The organism is Streptomyces sp. CC224B, assembly GCF_030010595.1.
Lineage (GTDB): Bacteria > Actinomycetota > Actinomycetes > Streptomycetales > Streptomycetaceae > Streptomyces > Streptomyces longispororuber.
In genome coordinates this window covers 1-21455 of the sequence record NZ_JASCXL010000151.1, presented here as the reverse complement: position 1 = coordinate 21455, position 21455 = coordinate 1, and the positions used below count along the sequence as shown (strand labels likewise).

At 71.2% G+C, this 21455-nt stretch carries 21 protein-coding genes and 2 pseudogenes; 12 read left to right on the top strand and 11 right to left on the bottom strand.

Annotation, left to right across the window (positions count from 1 at the left end):
• Positions 1 to 440: 440 nt before the first annotated feature.
• Entirely contained in the window at positions 441 to 776 is a 336-nt protein-coding gene (locus tag QK440_RS37220; RefSeq protein WP_282797695.1) for a hypothetical protein, read from the bottom strand.
• Positions 777 to 1087: 311 nt separating this feature from the next.
• Between QK440_RS37220 and QK440_RS37215 the strand changes: the two genes are divergently transcribed.
• Positions 1088 to 1213: a hypothetical protein gene (locus QK440_RS37215; protein ID WP_282797694.1), complete on the top strand. Its 126-nt coding sequence runs from the start codon at positions 1088 to 1090 to the stop codon at positions 1211 to 1213.
• Complete coding sequence (locus tag QK440_RS37210) at positions 1210 to 1401, top strand: hypothetical protein (RefSeq protein WP_282797693.1); 192 nt, start codon at positions 1210 to 1212, stop codon at positions 1399 to 1401. The genes QK440_RS37215 and QK440_RS37210 overlap by 4 nt, the downstream gene beginning before the upstream one ends.
• A gap of 175 nt (positions 1402 to 1576) precedes the next feature.
• On the opposite strand, the gene QK440_RS37205 is transcribed toward QK440_RS37210, so the two are convergent.
• The gene (locus QK440_RS37205) at positions 1577 to 1705 is read right to left on the bottom strand and encodes a hypothetical protein (protein ID WP_282797692.1); all 129 of its coding nucleotides are present in this window, start codon (positions 1703 to 1705) and stop codon (positions 1577 to 1579) included.
• Positions 1706 to 2094: 389 nt separating this feature from the next.
• On the opposite strand from QK440_RS37205, the gene QK440_RS37200 reads away from it, so the two are divergent.
• Positions 2095 to 2256 (top strand): hypothetical protein, encoded by a 162-nt coding sequence (locus QK440_RS37200; RefSeq protein WP_282797691.1) that lies wholly within the window; start codon positions 2095 to 2097, stop codon positions 2254 to 2256.
• A 7-nt stretch (positions 2257 to 2263) separates the two neighbouring features.
• On the opposite strand, the gene QK440_RS37195 is transcribed toward QK440_RS37200, so the two are convergent.
• Together QK440_RS37195 and QK440_RS37190 are read right to left on the bottom strand one after the other, a co-directional pair.
• Complete coding sequence (locus QK440_RS37195) at positions 2264 to 2587, bottom strand: hypothetical protein (protein ID WP_282797690.1); 324 nt, start codon at positions 2585 to 2587, stop codon at positions 2264 to 2266.
• Between the two features lie 1110 nt (positions 2588 to 3697).
• Complete coding sequence (locus tag QK440_RS37190) at positions 3698 to 5584, bottom strand: hypothetical protein (RefSeq protein ID WP_349239347.1); 1887 nt, start codon at positions 5582 to 5584, stop codon at positions 3698 to 3700.
• 332 nt (positions 5585 to 5916) lie between these two features.
• Here QK440_RS37190 and QK440_RS37185 point away from each other — a divergent pair, with 332 nt between their 5' ends.
• Complete coding sequence (locus QK440_RS37185; protein ID WP_282797689.1) at positions 5917 to 6405, top strand: peptidase inhibitor family I36 protein; 489 nt, start codon at positions 5917 to 5919, stop codon at positions 6403 to 6405.
• Positions 6390 to 7385, top strand: a complete 996-nt coding sequence (locus QK440_RS37180; RefSeq protein ID WP_282797688.1) for a hypothetical protein — start codon at positions 6390 to 6392, stop codon at positions 7383 to 7385. Before QK440_RS37185 ends, QK440_RS37180 begins: the two co-directional genes overlap by 16 nt.
• 517 nt (positions 7386 to 7902) lie before the next feature.
• Here QK440_RS37180 and QK440_RS37175 read toward each other — a convergent pair.
• Both QK440_RS37175 and QK440_RS37170 read right to left on the bottom strand, forming a co-directional pair.
• On the bottom strand, positions 7903 to 8838 hold the full coding sequence (locus QK440_RS37175) for a DUF4231 domain-containing protein (protein ID WP_282797687.1): 936 nt from the start codon (positions 8836 to 8838) through the stop codon (positions 7903 to 7905).
• Between the two features lie 4 nt (positions 8839 to 8842).
• Positions 8843 to 9130 carry a hypothetical protein gene (locus tag QK440_RS37170; protein WP_282797686.1) on the bottom strand — a complete coding sequence of 96 codons (288 nt, stop codon included), beginning with the start codon at positions 9128 to 9130 and terminating at the stop codon, positions 8843 to 8845.
• A 1185-nt stretch (positions 9131 to 10315) separates the two neighbouring features.
• Here QK440_RS37170 and QK440_RS37165 point away from each other — a divergent pair.
• Both QK440_RS37165 and QK440_RS37160 read left to right on the top strand, forming a co-directional pair.
• Positions 10316 to 10663: a hypothetical protein gene (locus tag QK440_RS37165; protein WP_282797685.1), complete on the top strand. Its 348-nt coding sequence runs from the start codon at positions 10316 to 10318 to the stop codon at positions 10661 to 10663.
• 333 nt (positions 10664 to 10996) lie between these two features.
• Positions 10997 to 11830 carry an alpha/beta hydrolase gene (locus tag QK440_RS37160; RefSeq protein WP_282797684.1) on the top strand — a complete coding sequence of 278 codons (834 nt, stop codon included), beginning with the start codon at positions 10997 to 10999 and terminating at the stop codon, positions 11828 to 11830.
• 626 nt (positions 11831 to 12456) lie between these two features.
• Here the strand turns inward: QK440_RS37160 and QK440_RS37155 are convergent.
• Positions 12457 to 12609, bottom strand: a pseudogene (locus tag QK440_RS37155) (sigma factor); the annotation flags it as partial.
• An 82-nt stretch (positions 12610 to 12691) separates the two neighbouring features.
• Between QK440_RS37155 and QK440_RS37150 the strand changes: the two are divergent.
• On the top strand, positions 12692 to 13141 hold the full coding sequence (locus QK440_RS37150) for a carboxymuconolactone decarboxylase family protein (protein ID WP_282797683.1): 450 nt from the start codon (positions 12692 to 12694) through the stop codon (positions 13139 to 13141).
• Between the two features lie 170 nt (positions 13142 to 13311).
• Here QK440_RS37150 and QK440_RS37145 read toward each other — a convergent pair whose 3' ends face one another.
• A complete protein-coding gene (locus QK440_RS37145; protein WP_282797682.1) occupies positions 13312 to 14223 on the bottom strand; it encodes a PaaX family transcriptional regulator C-terminal domain-containing protein in 912 nt (303 codons plus the stop codon).
• Positions 14220 to 14912: a GNAT family N-acetyltransferase gene (locus tag QK440_RS37140; RefSeq protein WP_282797681.1), complete on the bottom strand. Its 693-nt coding sequence runs from the start codon at positions 14910 to 14912 to the stop codon at positions 14220 to 14222. Before QK440_RS37140 ends, QK440_RS37145 begins: the two co-directional genes overlap by 4 nt.
• A 258-nt stretch (positions 14913 to 15170) precedes the next feature.
• On the opposite strand from QK440_RS37140, the gene QK440_RS37135 reads away from it, so the two are divergent.
• The 3 genes from QK440_RS37135 to QK440_RS37125 all read left to right on the top strand — a co-directional run bounded on the left by QK440_RS37135 (position 15171) and on the right by QK440_RS37125 (position 18916).
• Positions 15171 to 16214 carry a CocE/NonD family hydrolase gene (locus QK440_RS37135; protein ID WP_349239346.1) on the top strand — a complete coding sequence of 348 codons (1044 nt, stop codon included), beginning with the start codon at positions 15171 to 15173 and terminating at the stop codon, positions 16212 to 16214.
• Positions 16215 to 16524: 310 nt separating this feature from the next.
• Positions 16525 to 18015 (top strand): alpha/beta hydrolase, encoded by a 1491-nt coding sequence (locus tag QK440_RS37130; RefSeq protein WP_282797680.1) that lies wholly within the window; start codon positions 16525 to 16527, stop codon positions 18013 to 18015.
• Positions 18016 to 18100: 85 nt separating this feature from the next.
• Positions 18101 to 18916, top strand: a complete 816-nt coding sequence (locus QK440_RS37125; protein WP_282797679.1) for an SDR family oxidoreductase — start codon at positions 18101 to 18103, stop codon at positions 18914 to 18916.
• A 142-nt stretch (positions 18917 to 19058) separates the two neighbouring features.
• Here QK440_RS37125 and QK440_RS37120 read toward each other — a convergent pair whose 3' ends face one another.
• Positions 19059 to 19931, bottom strand: a complete 873-nt coding sequence (locus tag QK440_RS37120; RefSeq protein WP_282797678.1) for a helix-turn-helix domain-containing protein — start codon at positions 19929 to 19931, stop codon at positions 19059 to 19061.
• Between the two features lie 149 nt (positions 19932 to 20080).
• Between QK440_RS37120 and QK440_RS37115 the strand changes: the two genes are divergently transcribed.
• Entirely contained in the window at positions 20081 to 20968 is an 888-nt protein-coding gene (locus QK440_RS37115; protein ID WP_282797677.1) for an alpha/beta hydrolase, read from the top strand.
• 15 nt (positions 20969 to 20983) lie between these two features.
• Here the strand turns inward: QK440_RS37115 and QK440_RS37110 are convergent.
• Positions 20984 to 21316, bottom strand: a pseudogene (locus QK440_RS37110) (IS5/IS1182 family transposase); the annotation flags it as partial.
• Positions 21317 to 21455 lie beyond the last annotated feature (139 nt).

The following is a 21455-nucleotide window of genomic DNA, read 5'->3' as shown; positions in this document are numbered from 1 at the left end:
GGGGGGGGGGGGGGGGGGGGGGGGGGGGGGGGGGGGGGGGGGGGGGCGGGGGGCGCGGGGCCCGCCGCGCCCCCCCCCCCCCCCCCCCCCCCCCCCCCCCCCCCCCCCCCCCCGGGAACGCACCGCGCAGCACCTGCTGGCGACGCGGCTGGCGCAGCTGCGCGAGCAGGCCGCGGGCCGGACCACGGCGGCCGCGCCCGCGCCGCGGACGGACCGCCTGCCCGAGCTCGCCGCGCGCCCGCTGAACAGCGACCCACCCGGGGCGGTGGTCGCGTGCGCACCGAGCTGAGTGGGGCCGATCTCACCCGCCAGACCCTGGTCGCGGTCCGGGAAGCAGCACTGAAGAACGGGGACGCCCCAAGGCCGAAGCGGCTGCGTCGTCGTTGGTCCGCTCGAGGTTGGATTACCTCGCTCGCGTGGAGAACACAGCTTGTCGGCGGTCACGGGCAGGGCCCCACCTCCGCTCGCGCGGGCGGAGGCCGGGCGAGCGGACGCTCGCGGTGCGCCCACACCAGGTCGACCGGGGCAGATGCCCCGCAGATCTTTCGGCGGCATCGGCGCCCTGCTCCGCTGCTGCCTGCCCTGACCGTCTCCTCCACGACCCGCGCCGAGGCGTCGGTGCAGCGCGCTCGCAAGCCGGCGGGCAGCAGCTCGCTGATGTCCGTCGGACGCCGGTAGGAGACCGTGAACATCATCAGCAGCGAGCGGCCGACCCCGGAGCTGTCCGGCGTCGACCTGGCCCAGGTCGCGCTGCACCAGGCGCGCGAGGCCGCCAAGACCCGTAGCGAAGGCGGCACCCGGAAGACGAAGCGCCGCCCCCGCAACACGGATGCCCGGCGCAACGGGCGGGAGTCGGCCGGGTTCACCGCCGTGCTCCAGGGCCTGATGGCCGACCGGGCCTGGGACGTCCCGGCCTCAGGCGGCAGCGCCTGGACCAGTGGCTGGACATCGCGGGCGCCGTGTCCCTTACCCCGCCCGCCCAGGTTAGGGCCGTGGCGTTCCGCGCGGAGACCGAGCACCTGGACCTGCGCCCGGACTCACCCGCGTACGCCACCCAGCTCCGGCTGACCAGCACCCGGATCGTCGCGTGGCGAACAGCACGGTCGGCACGGACACCGTGCGCACCATCCGGGTCCTGGCGGTCGGCGCCGCGCCCGCACCCCGTAGGACCGAGCAGGCCCCGGCGGTCTCGGCCACGCCGCGGCGCCGGTGAAGACCCGGGAGACGGCGTGCCCCGGCTATCAGGCCGCGCTCGCCGCGCACCGGGCCGTCGCACCCGAGCGGCGGATCGACGGCCATCGCAGAAGCTGCGAGTGGCAGACCCGCGCGGTGCGCGCGATCAGCCGCCCGGCGTTCCCGGAGCCGGAGGTGGTGCAGGGCGATGGGGCCGGCCTTGATTGAGCAGGCCCGTGTCCAGCGCCGCCGGGAGGCCGCGGCGAGCGAGGCGCCGCGCTGCGCCGGAGTCGTTCCGAGCGTGCTGCCTGGCAGGCCGGGACACGGGCCGTGGTCTCACAGCCGCCGAGTGCGCTGCGCACGACGGCGTGATCATGGAGCGTGGGCCCGCCGCTGACCGGATCTACGAGACGGCCGCCGTGGCGCTGCTGTCGGTGGCGTGCTCGGTCTCGGCGGGCCAGGGCGCGTGTCCGAGGTAGTACATGCTGACGAGGCCGGCCGCGATGAACGCGCCCCAGCCGAAAAACAGCATGATGAGGCTGCTGTCTTCCCGGTTCGAGCTGTAGGCGACGCCCTGCATCGCTCGTCTGCGGCGCGGGCGGGATCGGCGAAGGAGACGGCGAGGGCCAGGCGGACCTGCGTCATGGCGCGCTCGCCGACGACGCCGTGCTGTTCGGTTTCCGTGCGCCCGGCTTCGAAGGCGGCGACGGCCTGGGCCGTGTCGGCGTGGGACCAGTGAATGTCGCCCAGGACGCGGTGGCAGCAGCCTCACCGGCCAGGGCGGGGACGGCGGCCAGGGCGGCGGGGAAGTCGCCGGCGAGGCGAGCGAGGTTGGCAAGGCCCCGGCGAGCCCGGGGGGGGAGGAGGAGGAGGAGGCCGCCGAAGTCGGCGACCTGCTGCACGATCGCTACTCTCTGGCCGGTGAGCGACACCCGCGCGCCCCAGGCGACGGGCCTGGTCTACGACGTCCTGGCCGTGGGGGGCTCACCCGGAACCGCCGCGCACGAGGCGCTTGTCCTGCTGCGCACCATCCGGCCGGACGCCCCCGTCCTGTGGGCGCCGTACGCGCACCTCGCTCCCTGAAATTGCCTCAACTTTGCGCCTTGGCATCAAGGTGCGCAAGCCCCTGCTCCCAGCGTTGTCGGCGCTCATTGTCGGGCTGGTCCCACCAGGGGGTGCCGCGTTCGCCCAGCGCGACCTTTGCCCGGTGCACACGTGCACGAGCTGCCTTCTCGGCGGTCGCGTTGCCCGCGGTCGTCGCCGAGCGCACCGCCCGACGAGCCGACATGAGGTGGTGCCGGAGACGTGCTGAGATCTCCTCGGGGATCGACGGATCGGTTGCCCGCCACTTTCTACCGCCGATGACGACGCGGTGCCCGTCAGGGGCTGTCTCCGGTAGCTGGTGTGCATTCACGCCAACGATTCTGCCCAGCCTGGTGCAGCGCCGCACGACCGCCGAGACCAGCCGTCAATCGGGACGGGATCCGGATTCGTATCTCACGGCGCGGGAGCGCGGGAGGCGGTCGGGACTGAGCGGCCTTCGTCCACGGGCCGTGCGGTGCAGGGTCGGCGGACGGATGAGGAATCGCGGGTTCTGACCGCTGAGGGGGTCTGTTCGCTGTGGCGTGTGCGCCAGCCCGGTGGTGGCGCAGAACGCCGCAGCGCTCTGTCCTTGCGGTGTACAGCGCTGCTGTCGGGGCGGTGAGCGCCGTGGCGGCGCCGGCCACCGTGCTCGCGCGTCCTCGTTCGAGAGGCAGCGGCAACGTCATCGACGGGCCTTGCGTCGTCGGCCGCAGTCGGTTCCGGCACAGGCCAGTCCGGTTGTTGCGTTGGCACCGGGTGATCCGCTGCAGTTCAAGAAGCAGTGGTAGCAACGGCAGCAGCGACGCCCCGGAGCTGCCTGGCGCCGACCTCGCTCGAGTCGTTCCGAGGGCCCGGCTGACCGCGCGGACCACAACGGCGGCAAGGCCCACGCCCGGCGTCGGGCGACGACTGTGAAGCGGGCGGGCGGGGAAGTTCTCCGGGGTCAGTGCCGGCCTTACCGGCCTGATGGCCGACCGGGCCTGGGAGATCCAGGCTGCCGGCGGCAGCGTCCTGTAACCGGCCGCCCTCGCTGAGCCGGGCGAGGCCGGAGCCCGGGATCGGATCGGTCGGGCCGACTTGCGCGCCGCGGCGCTTCTTCCGCCGTGGGGCGGCCGCCGCCTGGCTTCAGCTTCTCACTGACCGCGCCGAGCACCTGCTGCTGGCGAGGCGATCCGGCCCGAACTCCCCGTGTGTGCCCCGCGGTCGCACCATGAGCTGAGTGGACGAAGAAGTTCACCCGCAAACTGTGGGGCTGAGGTACCCGCAGCCCGCCGCGCCAACGTGGTGCTGTGCCGTTTCCAATGGAAACCGGTCCACGGGAGAAAACGCCCTGTGAGCGGGTGAGGATGCCGAGGGGGACTGGGCAACGCGTGCACGGGCGGCTGGAGCCACACCGAACGGGTGCGCATGTACGAGGCTGGCGGAATCGAAACGTCCGTGGTTAACAGACTTTCCTATAGGGGGTGCGCAGTATTGACGTCCACTCGCGGAGTGAAGGCCCGCCGAAATAGGTGCAGATTCTGTGTGCCATATCGGCTTCTTCCTCTCCGCTTGTGCCGTACGTCATGGAGGTAAAACGTGCCAGGAAGAGTGCTCGATGGATAGTGTCTCCTTCCGCTAGACCGCGGGTGTTCATTTCTTGGGGGAAAGAAAGGCGGTCTCCAGTGAGCTGGACGAATCGTGCCTGGCTAAGAACGGCTTGTGTCTCCTCAACTGATGCGATGCGCCAGGCAGCAACGCTGAGTTTCATGCCCAGGACGCGCTCTCGCCCAGAGGAAGATGCCAGGAGACTGGCTGCGGCCATCGCAGCCCTGCGACCCTCCTGCTCCTCGTACTTCCGCTGCGAAGCGCGGTGCTCTTGCAGAGCGAGCGCACCTGCTATCGACGCGAGCACGACCAAGACCGACACTACGGCGATCAAGGATCGCCGAAGCCTGTGGGCCCGAGACCGGGCCGCGGTGCTGGCTCGTAAGAAGTCCCTCTCCAGAGGGGTTAGTGAGTGCTGCTGTGAGGAGGCCCAGTGTTCTTCGATGGTGGCGAGGCGGGTGCCGCGGTAGAGGGCTCCTGGGTCGTGGTCGAGTTCTTGCCAGGTGCGGGCGGCGTCGGTGAGTTGGCGGTGTAAGCGCAGACGTTCGCGGTTGTCCTCGATCCAGGTGTGCAGGCGGGGCCAGCCGGTGATGAGGGCTTCGTGGGCGATGTCGACGGTGTCGTCGTCGAGGGTGACCAGGCGGGCGCGGGCGAGCCGTTCCAGGACCCGATCGACATCTCCCGGGGCCGCGGCGAGGTCGAGTTCCGCGCGCGGCGCCGGGCGGCGGGTGTCGGCAGCGCCTTCTCCGGGGGTGATGAGGCGAAGCAGCAGCGCCCGGGCCAGCTCTGCTTGGTCGGGGGTCAGCTGGGCGTGGACGGTCTCGGCGGTGTGGGCGATTGCTCCGTGCAGGCCGCCTACTGCTTCGTAGGCTTCCGTCGTCATGGTTCGCCCGCGGCTGCGGCGCCAGGTCTCCAGCAGCACGTGCGACAGCAGTGGCAGCCCACCGGGTTCGTCCTTGGTCTCACTGATCAGGCGGGCAGTCAGGTCGCGCTCAACGATCATCCCTGCGGCCTGAGCCGGTTTGACCACGGCCTCTCGCAGCTCCGCAGGGCTCATCGGGCCGACCAGCAGGCTGCAGCAAGGCAACGTGTCAGCAAGGTCACGGTGTTCGGCGCAGCGGCCGTAGAAGTCGGCGCGTAGAGCGATCACGATGCGCAGTCTGCTGGCCGGATCGCGGACGATGAGCAGACGGTCGATGAATTCGGCGCGCTCGGCCGGGTCAGGGCAGAGGGTGAACATTTCCTCGAACTGGTCGATGACCACGACGGTATCGCCGTCGCCCGGGGCTGGCTCCAGGGCCCGGGCGTGGGTGCGCAGCGGGTGGGCGCCCGGGGTGATGATCCGGATCGCCGTCAGATGCTCTGTCTGGGTCCGCAGGGCGGGAACCAGTCCCGCACGCAGCAGTGAGGACTTGCCGCTGCCGGAGGGGCCCAGGATCGCGGTGAACCGGTGCTCCTTCACCAGGTCGTATGCGGTTCGTACCAAGGCGTCCCGGCCGAAGAACCGGTCGTGGTCGTCCGGCTCAAACCGGGCCAGGCCTTGATAGGGCGGCTGCATCCTGTCGTCACGTGGCTCCGCGAGCGCTGACGCCTCACGGGTCTCCTTCCACTTGCGTTCCCACTCCGGCACGCTCCCGCCGCAGGCGCGGACGTAGGCCAGGGTGACCGCCAGGGACGGCAGGTGCGTGCCGGCGGCTGCTTTGGACAGGGCCGTCGCCGAGTAGCCAGCGGTCTGCGCCATCTGTCGGTAGGCGGGGCAGCCCGCCTCCTGCCGGAGCTTCCGCAATTCGGACGCGAAGGCCTGGGCTGGTCCCTCACTCGGGTCTAAGGAAGTTTCCGGCCGCCCCATCCTCACGGTCCTCCCCGGGCCACACCATGGCTGTCGCGTGCGCGCGCCACGCTATGGACGAGAGTGAGGACGCGGCAAGAGCCGTTTCGCGCCCATCTCAGCCCAGCAGAGTTGATGAATGTGGCGAAAGGGGCCTGCTCATCAACGGCACAGCCGGTGAACTGCTGCTCACGGCCCAGCCAGGGCCTGCACATGCCAGATCGGCAGCACACTGAGAGGACACCATGCGAACCAAGACGCGCATCGCTCTCGCCGGCAGCGTCGTCGCGCTGGGTGCGGGACTCGTCACCGCTCCGGCCACGCTGTCGGCGACAGCGGCGTCCCCGGCATCCGAGCGGACAGCGCAAGCCAACAGTGACATCGGCGCAGCCGCCGCCACGATGGCGGGCGAATGCCCTGCGGGCTATGCCTGCTTCTGGCCGCACGCCGAATTCCGGGGAAACCGAGGGAAGGTCGAAGGAAACAACCGGAACTTCAGGCGACTGCACAACGCGGCGCGTTCCTGCGGCAATAAGGGGTGGGAGGACTGCATCAGCTCGATCGCCAACAACGGCCGGCAGTGCACCGTCTACTTCTACGATAAGCGGGACTACAAGAAGGGCGCCCCGTGGCACAGCCTGAGCAGGGGCCACAAGGTGGGTAACTTCGCCCGGGACTACAACGACCCCGCGTTCAACGACAAGATTAGCTCCAACAAGTGGTGCGCGTCGTAGACCTCCGGCCGACGGTGGCCGCCCGCACCAGGCGGGCGGCCATCGCCACGGCCGCGCTGTCAGCAACTGTGCTGCTCGGGTGCGCGCCCACGCCCGCACCAGCCACTCGGCCCAACGTCCTGCCTGCTACCCCTCCGCCCTTCACGGGGCGGCTTAGCGCTTCGGCCGTCGACCTGGCCACCCACTCCGGTACTTGGCCGGCGACCGAGAAGCTCCTGCGGACGGCCTCCGACGCCCTGGCCCGCGACTGCATGCGCACGAAAGGCTTCGACTATCCGGCCGAGCCGGCGATCGCTCCCCGAGCGCCCGAAAACGAAACGGCGGCCGTCGAACTCAACGACCGCCGCCGCTCTGGCTACGGCATCGCCTCGGTCGACCCCGGCGAGAAAGCGTCACCCAAGAAGCCGGTGGATCGCTATTACGAGAAGCTGCCGGAAAAGGGCAAAGAGCGTTTCGACCAAGCGCTCTTCGGCCCTCCCAAAGAAAAACTGCATATTTCCGACACCGGTTGGGGCGTGGTGTCCGTCCCGCGGAAGGGCTGCCTCGCGGAAAGCGAGCAGCACCTGGTGGGCGACGTGCGCCTGTGGGCGCGCATCACTTACGTAACCGAAAGAATCGACAACCAGCTCGGCGCGGCCATCCTCCGCGCGCAGGAATACAAGGCGGCACTCTCTATCTGGCGCTCCTGCATGGCTGCTCAGGGGCATCCCTATGCCACGCCGGAGAGAATCCAGCCTAAGCTGAGGAAGAAGCACCGCAAGGTCGGGCCGACCAAAGCTTTCCGACAGCATGAGATCGGCGTCGCTGTGGCCGACGGGAAATGCGCCCTCAAGGCCCACCTGCCGGCAGTGAGCTTACGCGTTCAGCGCCAACTCGTGACCACACTCTCCAAGAGCGACAAAAAGACCCTCGCGGCCCTTGCCTTTCACCGCGACACCGCAGTGATGCGCAGCCGCGAGATCCTCGACAAGAACAGGTGACACCACAGGTCGGGTCTGGAATGCCAAGGCGTCCGCCCTCCCGTCACACGACGCGGCTCGCACGGCGTGGTCTTCGGCGCCGGGCCCGGTCACCGACGCATCAGGTGTCCGAGGCGTGTACGACGAGCCAGCGGGTGGCCTACCCGGGGTTCGGAGTCCCCAGCCCAGGGCGACACCATCATCCATCGCCTTCGTCTGCTCGCGGGTGCGCCTGCCGAAGCAGAGCGTGCGTGACTCGCCTCACCGCTGCTCAGCGCCGCCACCGATGCGCTCGGCAGCGTCGTGGTCCCTCTCCCATGCCATGGAGCCGAGTCTGGGCTGCGCCGGGGCTTGGGGCGGGCGGCACGTCTGCGGGCGCCGCGTGGGCCGCCCGCTCAGGCTGCCCGGCCGACGCCCGGGTGCGACGGCGGGGGGCCACCTGGGGCCGCCGGCGTGCTCCAAGACCTGATGGCTGACCGGGCCTGGGATCCCGTCACATCGAGGGCCGCGGCCGCCGACGCCAGTAGACGGCTCGCCGTCAGGCCGCGGGCGGCTGGCTGGAGGGCGTGGCCTGATCGGCGGGCTGGTCCAGCTGCTGGCGGCGCCGCTGCTCGTTGCGGTGGTCTTCGACGCGCTGGGTGCACACCTTCAGCGCCTCGTCCTCCCGGCCGGGTCCGTACTCGCTGTACGGGCCGATGCCGAGCCGGACGGCGTTGGCCTCCTCCTCGATGGCGTCGGCGGTCTGCTGGAGGAAGTAGCTGCGCTCGCGGAACTTGTAGTAGCCGGTGAACATCGCGGCCACCGTGATGGTGAAGCTGATGCCGGTCAGGGTGACGCTCTGCCAGATCAGCTCCTTGCCGGTGTCCAGGGCCGCGATCGTGGTCGTGGACGCTGAGCCGATCATGATGAGGGCCTGCAGGCTGTTGTGGATGCGCCGGTACTTGCGGCTGTCGGCCTGGTACTGCTCGATCGCGGTCGTGACTTCCTCGCGGTAGAGCTTGCGCCGGTCGTCCAGATCCGGGTTGCTCTTGACCTTCTGCTTCCACAGCGACTCCTGCGCGGAGGCGAGCTGCGCCTCCAGGCACTGGAGGGTGGGCACGTCCCGCCCGGCGAAGCGGATGCCGACCAGCGTCTGCAGGGACATCAGGAGCAGGCTGCCGCAGATCAGGTCACCCAGAACGAACCGTCCCGGATCGCCCGAGGTCAGCGCGGCGATGCCTAGGCCGACAACGGCGGCGAGCAAGGACAGCCAGCAGATCACCGCCCCGGTGCGCCAGATGCGGTCCAGCCGCCGACGCCGGGCGAGTTGCTCCTGGGTGTCGATGACGCGGTTGGTGGTCACCACGTAGATCCGTCCGTTGGCGTCCCGCCGGCGGGCGCGAAACCATTCGCCTTCGTCCCGCTTGCGGGCGTGGATCAGGTCGTCCGCGTCCTGGATGCGGCGGGGCGCGTCGTCGTCGAAGTCGCGAGCCACGGACTCAGCGGGCGAACGCTTCGGTCAGGCTGATGCGGTAGCCGTCCTCTTCCATCAGAACGACGGTGATGCCGAACGGGTCGGGGTGGTCCAGCTCGATGGGGGAGAAGGAGAAGTTCACCGCGGACTGGATCGGGGGCACCAGTTCACCGCCGGGCTGCGGCGTGAGGGCCGGCCTCCAGTCCGGAGCGACCGACGCCCAGCCCTCGGAGCTGCGGGACAGGAGCTGCTCGCTGTAGGGGAACTGGTGCAGGACGTGCCCATCCCGGTGGCGAGCACCATGTTCAGGCACGGCGCCGGGCCCACGACCGGCAGTTCGCAGGCGGTGGCGACGTCGTGCGTCTCCCATGCGAGAACGACCTCGTCCGCGCCTGCCGCCGCGGCGATGTTCGCGAGCTCCGCAATCCCTGCCAGGGCATCCTGGCCGACCTTGAGCGGACGGACCCAGACCAGCCCGACCAGCTAGCTCTATGTAGTCGACGAGGGCCCAGTTGTTGGGGTGACGCTTGACCATGGCCTGCTGACTGGCCTGGGCGTTGTCACCGGGACCCGTGCCCGGGGACAGATCGGCGCGGTGGCGCCGTTGATCGCGGAGGTCTGCTCGCTCTTGTTATGGGCTGCCTGCTTTCCACGTGAAGGGTGCTTGGGAAAAGGTGTGCTGCTCAGGAAGGCTTCACCGGTTGCACGCCGAGATTGACGCGAGGAGTGTCCGGTTGACTGGTGTCGGCTCGTCGGTTGCCTGGCAGCTGTGGTCGTTTCCGGGGCTGTCGGCGTCCGGTGGAAGGACAGGGGATAAAGGTGCCTGAACTGCGACGGGCTGCGCGTCACCGGTCTCCTCGACGCAGACCGCGTCGGCGGCGGGGGAGGCGACGGCACCCGTGTTGGCGTCCCCTCCTGCGGTAGCTGTGGCACGCCCGGTCCTGGACACCCGTACGGACGTGCCCCCGGACGGGGCCAGCAGCGCGCAGACGCCGACTCCCAGGGCGGCCACGCCGATCACCGCGGAGACGACCCGGCCACATGGTTCGCCCGGCCCAGCTCAGCAGTGACAGCGCACCGGCGAAGACCGCGAGGGCCAGCACCGTCGTGACCAGGACGGCGCGCCGGTCACCCCGCACAGGCCCCCCAACCCCTCCAACCCCTTACGCCCCCGTCGAGCGGCGGAACCGCACCGGGCCGGGTACGGGCCCCACCGGACGCCGAGCCCCACCATACGGCCGGGCCCGCGTCGCCGCAGGGGAAAGCCTTGGGGAGGGCCGGGGGGCGGTCCATAGCAGTGGGACCCCGCACGTCCATAGCGGTGCCGCCCCGCCCGGCGATCATGGACATGGTAACGTTTCTGGCTTGTGCAAGTTGCCCGCCTAGGGCCCCGCTCCCCGTCTCACCGGGGGACTTTCCGTTGCCGAACAGGTGCGGTGGTGGGAGCGGAGGGACCAGGCGACGAGAAAATGGGGAATCCATGCGTTGCGCCCGAACAATGGGGACAGTTGTTTTCACCGCGGCCATCACCGTGCTCGCGACAGTGCCCGCCCATGCGGCCTCGTACACCGCGCACCCTCACCACATGAACAAGGGCAAGGCCGTGTACAACAGCGCGAACAACACGCTCAAGGTGTGTGACACGGCGTCTGACGGCCTGAGCGTCATGGCGACGATCGAGGACGACTACAACTTCTTCGGTTACAACATGAACTCGGGCAAGGGCTGCAAGACGTACAAGCCCAGGCTCAGGGAGGGAGAGCGGTTCACTCTCCAGGTGTTCAACGGCAAGCGGGGCAGGGCTGTTTCCAGTTCCTACGGGACCATGGTCTACGGGATCGCGTAACCCCCGAGCCCCGCGATGCCCGCCCGCTCCGGGCGCTTTCGCGATCCTCGCTGCGCTCGGAGCGCTTCGCCAGGGGCTGACTCGCCGTTGCTCGGAGGGCGGGCCGCGGACGGCGCGAGCGCCGGGCCGGCACCGCGGCGGGTTCTGCAGGGCTCGAGGGCCTGGTGGACCGGATCGTTCCTCACGTGCGGGTTCGCCGGTTGCCCCAGCGCGCACGCCGACTCGAGGTGTGCGAGGAGGAGGCGTCGCACGCCGCATGCGAGCGCCGGCTCCACGACGGCGGACGACATTCGTACAAGACCTGTGCCCGACAGCCCGCGCATCATCGCTCGTATGACTGATGACGACGTTGAGCCCGCGCCCGCGATGCATGTGGTCCACGACGGCCCTCGACAGGCGGCGCCGCTGTTGCTCGTGCACGGCTCGGGCGCCTCGGGCAGCTGCTGGAGCACGATGGTCCCGGCCCTCGCCGAGCACCATCACGTCCTCCGGGTCGATCTCCCGGGCTGCGGCCAGTCCCCGCCCGCGGTGTCGTACGACGTGTCCGCGCAGGCAGGCCGGGTAGCGGCGCTCCTCGACGAACTCGGACTCCCTCCCGTCGCTGCGGCCGGACACTCCAGTGGCGGCTACGTGGCCACAGCGCTCGCCGAACAGCGCCCCGACCTGGTGCGGTCGATCGCGTTGATCAGCAGCGGCCCGAGCCCCGACGCGCTCCTTCCGCAGCCGCTCCTCCTGCGGGTCCTGCTGGGCCCGCCGCTCGGCCCGCTCCTGTGGCCGATGCGCTCGGACGCGATGATCCGCGCGGCGATCAGGGCGACGGCTGCTCGCCCGGTGGACGTCCCGGACGACATGGTCGCCGACGCGCGGGGCACCACGTACCGCACGTTCAGGACGGTGCTGCGTCGGAACACGGAGTACATCACCGAGCGGAGCGTGCCCGAGCGGCTGGCCACCCTCGGCGCTCCCGTACTGGTGATCTTCGGCGCCGCGGACCCCCGCTGGAAGCCGTCGTCGGCGCACCAGTACACCGCGGTGCCGCACGCACGGGTCGAGCACCTGCCCGGCGTCGGGCACATGCCCATGCTCGAAGCACCCGAGGCGACCAGCGAGCTGCTCCTCGACTTCACGGCAACGCGCCGCCGCGGCCCCGCCGTTGACGAGGGCTAGGCTGGTCCCATGTCATCGACAGGGGCACCGTTCGACTGGGCGCTCGTGGACATCGCCGTCGCGCCCCCGCATCGATCGACGTCCGACTTCCGGTAGCGCAGGGCCCGGTTGCAGCCAGACGACGCGCTTGACATGGAAGCGCGTGGTCGCTCTGGCCGAGTTGGTCACCGTCAACAGGTCTGGCAAGCCTGTCCAACAAAGTTCGCTGACTTTCGCATTCACCGCAGCGAAAAGAAGGGTTCAGGCGAGGGGGATCGCGGTACCGGACGATGCCACGTTCCGAGACCTGCGGCATTTCGTTGAGCGGTGCTCATCGCTCCGGGTGTCGAGCCGCGCAAGGTGCAGGCCCGCATGGCATGCGCACCTGTCGGAGACGCTGGACACCTACGGCTACCTGGTGTGGGAGGTGGACTGGGAAAACGCTCCTGCTTCGTTCGAGGAGCTGTATGACATCCCGGCGCCGCCCGGCCTTCCGGCGACTGCCCTGGTGCCTCGGGCCGAGCGCAGGGAGCGGAGCCGAGATGGCTGAGTGCCGGCGCGGTCCACGCCGTGTGCACGCGATGTGCACGGGCGCGGGAGGAGCCTTGAGTAAGTGCAGCTCACAAGGCGTCCCTGCGGAGGGTCAGCGTGTCCTGGCGGGACAGGCGCAGCCAGGCCTCCTGGACCACGTCCTCGGCGTCGGCGTAGGACCCGAGCACGCGGTGGGCGACCGCGCGCAGCCGGTCGCGGTGGGCCTCGAACGCCTCTGCCGCCGGGGCCGCCTGGCTGGTGTCGGACATGTTGTTACCTTCCTCCGAACTGCTCCGTCATGGGGGTGACGAGCCCGGAAGGGCACAGGTAACCGAAGAAGGAGCGGCACTGATGGCAGCACGTATGACCGGCCCCGCGAACCCCGACATGGTCACGGCGATCCAGCACCTCCACAAGGTGCTTCACTCCGCGGGCGTCGACCGGCGCCTGCTGTCACTGATCCACCTGCGGACCAGCCAGATCAACGGCTGCAGCCCGTGCGTCTTCTCCGCGGTCGACGCGGCGCGGAAGACCGGCGAGACGGACGAGCGGCTGCACCACGTGGTCGCGTGGCGCGAGACGCCCTTCTACACCGAGCAGGAGCGGGCGGCGCTCGCCCTGACCGAGGCCGCCAACCGGCTCCAGGACGGCGCCCCCGGCGTGACCGACGAGATCTGGGACGCCGCGGCCGACCACTTCGGGCAGGAGCAGTTGAGCGCGATCACCCTGGAGATCGTGCTCACCAACTTCTTCAACCGGATCAACCGCACGACCCGGGAGCAGGCGGGCAAGACCTGGTGAACCGTCCGGGGGAGCGCCCCACGCAGGTGTCCGCGCGGGGGTGTCCGCGCGGGGCGGGGGTGCCCGCACGGAGAGCGCCCGCACGGGGGTGCCCGTACGGGCGCTCCCTTCCGGCTCCGGTTCCCGGCGCGCGCCCGGCTGACGGGGTGCTCGTGCCCGGCCAAGGGGCGCTACCCGCTGCCGTCCGCCGGGCGCAGCGCTTCGTCGTAGAGCGCGAACAGGCGCGGGGCGGGGGCGTCGCCGGCCGTGCCGGTCCCGTCGAGCGCCGCCCAGCACGCGGCCGCCAGGCGGCGGGCGCGGCTGCCGGGCCAGGGGGCGGGCAGGAGCTCCGGCGGCAGGAGCGGATCGGGGTCCATCGCCGCGGTGAAGTGGGCGGCCAGCTCCACGGCCGTGGTGAGCCGCTCGGCGCTGGACGGCTCCGGCTCCTCGGAGAGGCGGGCGAGGCGGGACGCGGCGAAGGCGGCGAGCCGCTCGTGCCGCTCGGCGATCTCCGGCAGGGGCCACAGCGCGGCGGCCAGGGCGCGCGGTTCGGTGACCTCGCCGACGCGCAGGTCGGTGCTGGACGCGTGGCTGAGCGTGTCGAGCACGCCGAGGTGGCGGGCCTGGGCCTCGACGAGCCCGGTGACGTCGTTGGCGGTGACGTACAGGCCGCTCTGGACGGGCGCGGCGCCGAGGTGCAGGAGGTGCTCGCGCAGGGCGTCCCGCGCGGTGCGGCGCGCTTCGGGGACGGCGAAGGCGAACAGGTGCCAGACGCCGTCCCAGGGCGCGAGTCCGGCGTCCTGCCGGTAGGCGTGGCGGACGTAGGCGGCGTCGGGTGCCAGCGACCCGGTGACGTCGGCGACGGCGCGCAGGGTCGCCTTGCGGCCGCGGCCCTCCTGGGTGAACCGGCCCTCCGTGACCAGACGTTTGACGCACAGCCTGACCTGCTGGTCCGTCATGCCGAGGCGGCCGGCGACGGTGTACAGCCCGCCGGCGTCGACCGTGCCGTCCTCGCGGACCAGGGCGTGCACGAGCAGCCGGGTGGGGATCTCCGGCCGGTCACCCCGGTCCCGGGCGCCGTCGGTGGTGGAGCCGGGAGTCACCGTGCCTCCCGTACGCCGGTGGTGTCCGCCGCGGTCACCGGACGGTGCATGGTCGTCACGGCGCCGAAGCCCATCAGGCGCCGCAGGTAAGGGGTTTGCTCGGTGCGCACGGCGGTGAAGCCGTGCCGCTCGTACAGCGCCCGTGCGCGGGGGTTGACGTCGATGACGTCCAGCCGGACGCGGCGGCAGCCGGCCTCGGCCGCGACGGCCGCGACCTCCCGCAGGAGCATCCCACCGATGCCGGTACCGCGGTGCGCCGCGTCGACGGCGATGCCGTCCATCACCAGCTCGCCCGCCGCCGGCGTCCGCTCGAACAGGGCGAGGAGCGCGAGCCGCGGCAGCCCGCGGACCGGTCCGTACGCGGACAGGACGTCCTTCACGCCGCCGCCGGTCAGCGCGCGGTCGCCGAGGCGGTAGCCGGCCACGCCCACGACCCGGCCGTCGGCCAGCGCGGTCACGCCGCGATCGTGCCACAGGTGGGCCGCGATGAACGCCCGCCCCTTGTCGGGCGGGTTCAGGGCCGGGGCGAGCTTGCGGCCGAACGCCTCCCAGTAGAGCGCTGCCACCTGCTCCTCACAGCCCTCCGGCAGGCCCCTGCGCACCACCGGCCCCGCGTACCGCACCTCATCGGGCGTGCCTTCCGCCGCGCCTTCCGCCGTGCCTTCCGCTCTGCCTTCTGCCGTGCCCATACCGCTCCCTCCGCCTGCCTGTCCGCTCGTACTAGCGAGTGTAATACGCTCATTCTTGAAACGAGCGTTTTTAGTTCGAGCGAAACTGGCGATTAGGGGGCGGGACGCATGGAACGGGTGGCGCGGGTGGCACGGATGGTGCAAGTGGGGCGGATAGGGCTAGCGGGGCGTATGGGGCGGACGGGGCGGGACGGGGGTGAGGACCCGGGCAGGAGGGGAGAACGCCGTACGCCGAAGTGGCTTCGACGGCGGTGGCTGGTGTGGACACTCGTGGGAGCGGTGCTGGCCGGCGCCGGGATCGTCGGGGTGGTGGTGTGGCAGAACACCTACGCGCTGCGCGAGGAGACGGTGTCGCTGCGGCACGACGGCAAGCTGCTCAAGGGGGTGCTGGCCCGGCCGGAGAGCGGTGACGGGCCGTTCGGCCTGGTCGTCTTCGTCCACGGCGACGGCCCGGTCGACGCGACGCACGAGACGTTCTACCGGCCGCTGTGGGAGTCCTTCGCCCGGGCCGGGTACGCCTCGCTGTCGTACAGCAAGCCGGGGACCGGCGGCTCGGAGGGCGACTGGCTCGACCAGAGCATGGCCGACCGTGCCGACGAGACCCTGGCCGCCGTGGCCTGGGCCCGCGCCCGCCCGGACATCGACGACCGCCGCGTCGGCCTGTGGGGAGCGAGCCAGGCCGGCTGGGTCCTGCCCAAGGTCGCCGCCCGCGACCGGCGCCTCCAGTTCGTCATCGCCGTCTCCCCGGCCGTCAACTGGCTGCGGCAGGGCCGCTACAACCTCCTGGCCGAACTGCGCCGGGACGGCGCGACCGCCCGGGAGCGCGAGGCGGCGCTGCGCCGCAGCCGGACCACCCGGGAGCTGCTGGAACGGGGCGCGTCCTTCGCCGAGTACCGCGCCGCGGTCGGCGACGTGGACGGCATGACACCGGAGCGCTGGTCGTTCGACTCCAGGAACTACCGCTCGGACGCGACCGCCGACCTGCACGCCCTGCGCGGCACGCCGACCCTGCTGGCCCTGGCCGGCCACGACGTCAACGTGGACGTCACCGAGACCGAGGCCGTCTACCGCGCGATCCTGCCCCCGCGGTCCCTGGCCCTCGCGCGCTACCCCGCCGCCACGCACTCCATGGTGGACCACGACCTGGAGCGTTCGGGGTGGCGCCTGACCCTGACCGCGATCGCCGCGCCCAGGAAGGTCTACACCGACCGGTTCCTCGCGGACCAGGCGCGGTTCCTTCGGGGACTGCGCGACGACGACGGGAGGGGAGGGCGGCCCGGCACCGCCAAGGAATCCCCATGACCGGGCCTTGAGGCCGCTCGCCCCGCGCCTCGCGCACCAGCACCTCGGGCACCCGTACCTCGCGCACCAGCACCTCGGGAACCCGCGCCTCAGACACCCGGACCTCGCGCCCCCGTCGGGGGCGGCGGCGCTTCCTGGCGGCGGCGCTGCCAGGCATGACTTCCGGCCATCCCCAGAACCGTACGGGGGCTGCCCCCAGGGCGAGTCGGCCCGCTGGCCCGATGGTCCGGCACCGCCCGCGTTCCTAGCGTGGGGGTGATCTTCCCCGGCCGGACGGCCGGGGGCGTCCTCCGCCGAACCAAGGAGCACGATGCGCGTCGCGTCAGCAGTCACCGCGGGCCTGGCCCTGGCCGGTCTCCTCGTGGCCGGGGCCGCCGCCTCGGCGGCCCCGGCGGGGGCTGCGAAGGAGCCCCGTACGCACGTCACTTGGGGCCCCTGCCCCGCGGACCAGAAGGAGCTGGTCGAGGCGGGCGCGCAGTGCGCGAAGGTGACCGTGCCGCTCGACCACGCCGACCCCGGCGGCCGTACGATCCAGCTCGCGGTCTCCCGCGTCAAGGCGAAGTCCCCCGGTGAGCGGCGCGGCATCCTGCTCTCCAACCCCGGCGGCCCCGGCGGCACCGGCCTCGCCCACACCCTCGCGCTGCGCCCGGCGTTGCGGGACGTGGCCGACCGCTACGACCTGATCGGCTTCGACCCCCGCTTCCTCGGCGGGAGCACCCCGATCGGCTGCGGGCCCGCCCCGCGCCCGGCCCCGCCCGCGCGGACCACCACCCCGCGCGAGGACTTCGAGGCCTCGGTACGGGCCGCGCGCGACACCGCGCGCCGCTGCCAGGAGCACGGCCGCAACGCGGAGTTGCTCCCGCACGCCTCGACCCGCAACGTCGCCCGGGACATGGACGCCATCCGCGCCGCCCTGGGCGAGCGCAAGCTGTCGTACTACGGCGTCTCCTACGGCGCCGACCTGGGCGCGGTCTACATGCAGCTCTTCCCGCGCCGCGCCGACCGGATCGTCCTTGACTCCTCGACCGACCCCGCGGCCACGCAGTACGAACTGTTCCAGCGGTCGGGCAGGCCCGCCGAGGAGGCTTTGCGCGGCCGGGTCCGCGCGGACGTCCTCGCCCTGCTGGGGCGCGCCGAACGGCACCCCCTCACCGTCGCGGGCCGACGGCTCGACGCGCCGCTGCTGCGCATGGTCTTCAAGCAGCTCGTCCAGCACGAGGAGAACGACCCGCAGCTCGCGAGCGTCGTGAGCGATCTGAAGAAGGCGGCGGCGGGCGAGGAGTTCGAACCGGGGGCCGCGCTCGCCGGCCTCCTCGACCTGCTCTCCTCACCCGACCTCGCCGACAGCATGGTCGGCGGCGCCCTCTTCATGTGCGGCGACGGCGGATGGCCCGCGGGCGGCTGGCCGAAGGACCCGGAGACGTACTGGAGGAACATGCAGCGCAGCCGCGCCACACAGCCGGTCTTCGGGCCGTACGTCAACGGGATGATCGCCCCGTGCGCGTTCTGGACGTCCGCGCCCCGCGAACCCGGCACGAAGATCCACAACAGCGTGCCCGCCCTGCTGCTCCAGGCCCGCCACGACAACAACGTCCCCTACGAAGGCGCCCTCGCCCTGCACCGCGAGCTCACCGGGTCCCGCCTCCTGACCGCGGACATCCGCGCGCACGGCGTCTACGGGCGCGGCAAGGACGGCCTCACCCCCGTGCCCTGCGCCGACGACACGGTCAACACCTATCTGCGCGACGGCAAGCTGCCCGCCACCGACGTGACCTGCGCGAAGCCGAAGGGCGGCCGATGACGTCCCCTCTGACGGGCCGCACCCGGCCTTCGTAAGATCACGGTGCGGGGACCTGGAAGTCGATCACCATCGGAGGCGAACGGCCATGTCGGAACAGCGTGTTGTCCTGGTGACGGGCGGGGGAACGGGGATCGGGGCCGCCACCGCCCGGCTGCTGCGCGCGGCCGGGCACCAGGTCGTGATCTCCGGACGGCGGCCCGAGCCGCTGCGCCGGGTGGCCGAGGAGACCGGAGCGCTGGCCCACCCCTCCGACGCCGCCGACCCCGAGGCCGTACGCGAGCTCGTCGAGACGACGGTGACGGCCTACGGGAGGCTCGACGGCGTGGTGCTCAACGCCGGGATCGGGCGGGGCGGCGCGGTCGGCGACACCACGCTCGAGGACTGGGAAGCGCTGATACGAACCAACCTGACCGGCCCGTTCGTGCTGCTGCGCGCCGCGCTGCCGCATCTGCTGGCGGCCCGCGGCGCGGTGGTCGCCGTCGCCTCGGTCGCCGCCCTGCGCAACAGCGCAGGCAACGCCGCCTACGCGACGTCCAAGGCGGCTCTGCTCCACCTCTGCCGCTCTCTGGCCGTCGACTACGGACCTCAGGGGCTGCGGGCCAACGTGGTGTGCCCGGGCTGGGTGCGTACGGAGATGGCCGACCAGCGGATGGCGCGGTTCGCGGCGGAGGCGGGGCTGGAGGGCGGCACCGAGGCGGCGTACGAGGAGGCCAACCGGCTCAATCCCGCCGGGCGGCCGGGAGATCCCCGGGAGGTCGCCGAGGCGATCGACTGGCTGCTGTCGCCCGCCGCGTCCTACGCCAACGGGGCTGTCCTCACCATCGACGGCGGGGTCACCGCGGTCGGCGTCGGCGGCGCCGCCTTCGACTACCGCATCGAGGCACGCCCTCCGCGGCCGTAGCGAGGCACGGTGCCCCGGCAGTCGTAGCGGAGTCGAGGACAGGGCCTGTGGGGACGGCCCTGTGGGGACGGCGTCGGCCTAGGCTGTGTGTCGAGAGTGGTGACGGTTCGCTGCTCCTCGAGCAGATCAGTCGCAGTGGTGCTCACGAAGGTCGCGGACGCTGTGCCGTGCCGTGGGCCAGATCGGCCAGTCGTTCCGCGTCCGAGGTGCCGGGTTCGGCCGACCAGAGCACGAGTTGCTGTTCTGGTGCGCCGGCGTAGCGGAAGGTGTCCCAGTCGAGGGTGAGTTCGCCGACGAGGGAGTGGGAAATGCGTTTGCTGCCGAAGTCCTGGTGCGCGACGCGGTGCTCGGCCCACCAGAGCCGGAATTGCTGATCGGCCACGGCCAACTCGCCCACAAGAGCTGTCAGGGCGGGATCGGCCGGATTCGTTCCGGCTTCCATCCGCAGGACTTCGACGCATGTGCGGGCCACGTCTTCCCACTCCGGATAGATCTCGCGCATCAGCGGGTCGGTGAAAACCATGCGGACGTAGTTGCGTTCGGACTCGGGCACAGCCGCGAAGTCACACAGCAGCTCCGCTGCCAAGGGGTTCCACGCGAGGATGTCAAGACGTGGACCGAAAACGATGGCGGGTGTATCGGTGAGCTGGCCGAGCAGCCGGGTCAGGTGCGGGTGCACTTTGGGGCGAGCGGACCGGCGCGGCGTCTTGCGGTGTCCGGCCCGCGCGGCCTGCTCGACCAGCCCTTCCACGTACGTCCGCTGGTCGCCGTCCAGCCGCAGCTCCCGCGAGAGGGACTCGAGCACCGGCGGCGACGGCGCCAGTCGCCCCTGCTCGATGCGTACGTAGTAGTCGGTACTGATCGCGGCGAGCTCAGCCACTTCCTCACGGCGCAGCCCCCGCACACGGCGCTGAGTGTGCGTGCGCTCGGGAAGCCCGACCTGCGCCGGTGTGAGCTCACCACGGCGATGCTTGAGGAACTCACCGAGCTCACGAAGATGCGCGGAACCAGTCACTTCTCCAGCATGGCACTAAGGGAAAAGCTCTGCCTGGGAGAGATCCTTCCTAGGAAGCAGCCCGACCTTCCCGGGCCCCGGCCGTCGGCCGGACAGTGGACACAGGCCCGCAGATCGCCGGCCGGCACTGATTCCCCCCGGAGCAGAACATGAGGACCGACGTCCGATTCCCCACCAACGGCCTGCAGCTCGCCGGCCACCTCTACCTTCCCGAGGACAGCGACGGCCCGCTCGCCGCCATTGTCATCGGCCACCAGACGACCGGGGTCAAGGAGCAGTCACCGTCGGTGTACGCCACACGCCTGGTCAAGGAAGGATTCGCCGTCCTGACCTTCGACGCCGCCTTCCAGGGCGAGTCCGAGGGCATCCCCCGCGGCCTGGAGGACCCCTTCCAGCGCGCCGAGGACTTCCGTGCGGCGGTCTCCTACCTCACCACCCGCCCTGAGGTCGACTCCGGCCGTATCGGCGTGATGGGCGTGTGCGGCTCGGGCGCCTACGCGCCCTACGCCGCCCAGACGGACCACCGCATGAAGGCCGTGGCCGGCGTCTCCGGGACCGACGTTCCCAGCTTCTTCCGCGGCGCCGACCCCGAGGGCTGGCAGCAGATGGTGGCGAACTCCGGAAACCTGCGCAGCGCCGAGGCCGCCGGCGAGCCCGCGGCAACGTTCCCGGCGCTGCCGGGGAAGGCCGATGCCGACACCCCCGCACCGGTCGCCGAGTTCATCGACTACTACAAGACGCCCCGCGGCAGGCACCCGCGCTCCACGGGAGACGTGGTCGTGCGCAGTGCGGATCTCCTCGACCAGTTCGACTCCTTCGCCGATGTCGCCAAGATCGCGCCTCGCCCGCTGCTCATGATCGCCGGCACCGAGGCTGTGACCCGCGGGTTCTCCGAGAAGGCCGTCGCCGACAGCCCCGGCAACGCCGAGCTGTTCCTGGTGGACGGCGCCACCCACGTCGACCTGTACGACCGCGACCAGTACGTGACTCCCGCCGTCGCCAAGCTGGTCGAGTTCTTCGGCAAGCACCTCGCCTGAGCCGGCAAGCGTGAGCAGCTTGGTGGTGAATCCGCCGCGCGAGCGTCCCAGTGCGTGATCATTCGGCTCGGTGAACACGCTGCCTGGTGGTTCCTTCCGCAGGTGACCCTGCTTGCGAGCCCCAGCCGCATGCTGATGGGCTCGGCACACCGTGGAGTCGACGCTCGCATCCCACGTGATCGCGCCCTTCGCATCGGCCAGGGACTGGAACCGGGTGCGGACCCGGAACCCTATGCCGTAGATCAGTTGCCGCCGAGGCCAGACGGGCGGCCGCCCCGACCTGGCACCCTTCGGTAACAGTGACTCCAGCACTACCCACTGCTCGTCCGCGAGATTTCCCCGTCCCATAAACCGTGAACATCACCACCCAAGAGTCACTTTCGATACACGGCCTAGGCTCGATACACGGCCTAGGGCCTGTCTGGCAAAGGATCTTGGGTGGGTTCTCTGAGCCAGAGGATGAGTGAGGCGAGGTGGACGCCGGCCT

Coding starts and splice junctions, on each gene's coding strand:
- QK440_RS37205 (WP_282797692.1), bottom strand. CDS start 1,705: ATGCTGTTTTTCGGCTGGGGCGCGTTCATCGCGGCCGGCCTCGTCAGC.
- QK440_RS37190 (WP_349239347.1), bottom strand. CDS start 5,584: ATGGCGCAGACCGCTGGCTACTCGGCGACGGCCCTGTCCAAAGCAGCC.
- QK440_RS37185 (WP_282797689.1), top strand. CDS start 5,917: ATGCGAACCAAGACGCGCATCGCTCTCGCCGGCAGCGTCGTCGCGCTG.
- QK440_RS37165 (WP_282797685.1), top strand. CDS start 10,316: ATGGGGACAGTTGTTTTCACCGCGGCCATCACCGTGCTCGCGACAGTG.
- QK440_RS37160 (WP_282797684.1), top strand. CDS start 10,997: ATGACTGATGACGACGTTGAGCCCGCGCCCGCGATGCATGTGGTCCAC.
- QK440_RS37150 (WP_282797683.1), top strand. CDS start 12,692: ATGGCAGCACGTATGACCGGCCCCGCGAACCCCGACATGGTCACGGCG.
- QK440_RS37140 (WP_282797681.1), bottom strand. CDS start 14,912: ATGGGCACGGCAGAAGGCAGAGCGGAAGGCACGGCGGAAGGCGCGGCG.
- QK440_RS37130 (WP_282797680.1), top strand. CDS start 16,525: ATGCGCGTCGCGTCAGCAGTCACCGCGGGCCTGGCCCTGGCCGGTCTC.
- QK440_RS37125 (WP_282797679.1), top strand. CDS start 18,101: ATGTCGGAACAGCGTGTTGTCCTGGTGACGGGCGGGGGAACGGGGATC.
- QK440_RS37115 (WP_282797677.1), top strand. CDS start 20,081: ATGAGGACCGACGTCCGATTCCCCACCAACGGCCTGCAGCTCGCCGGC.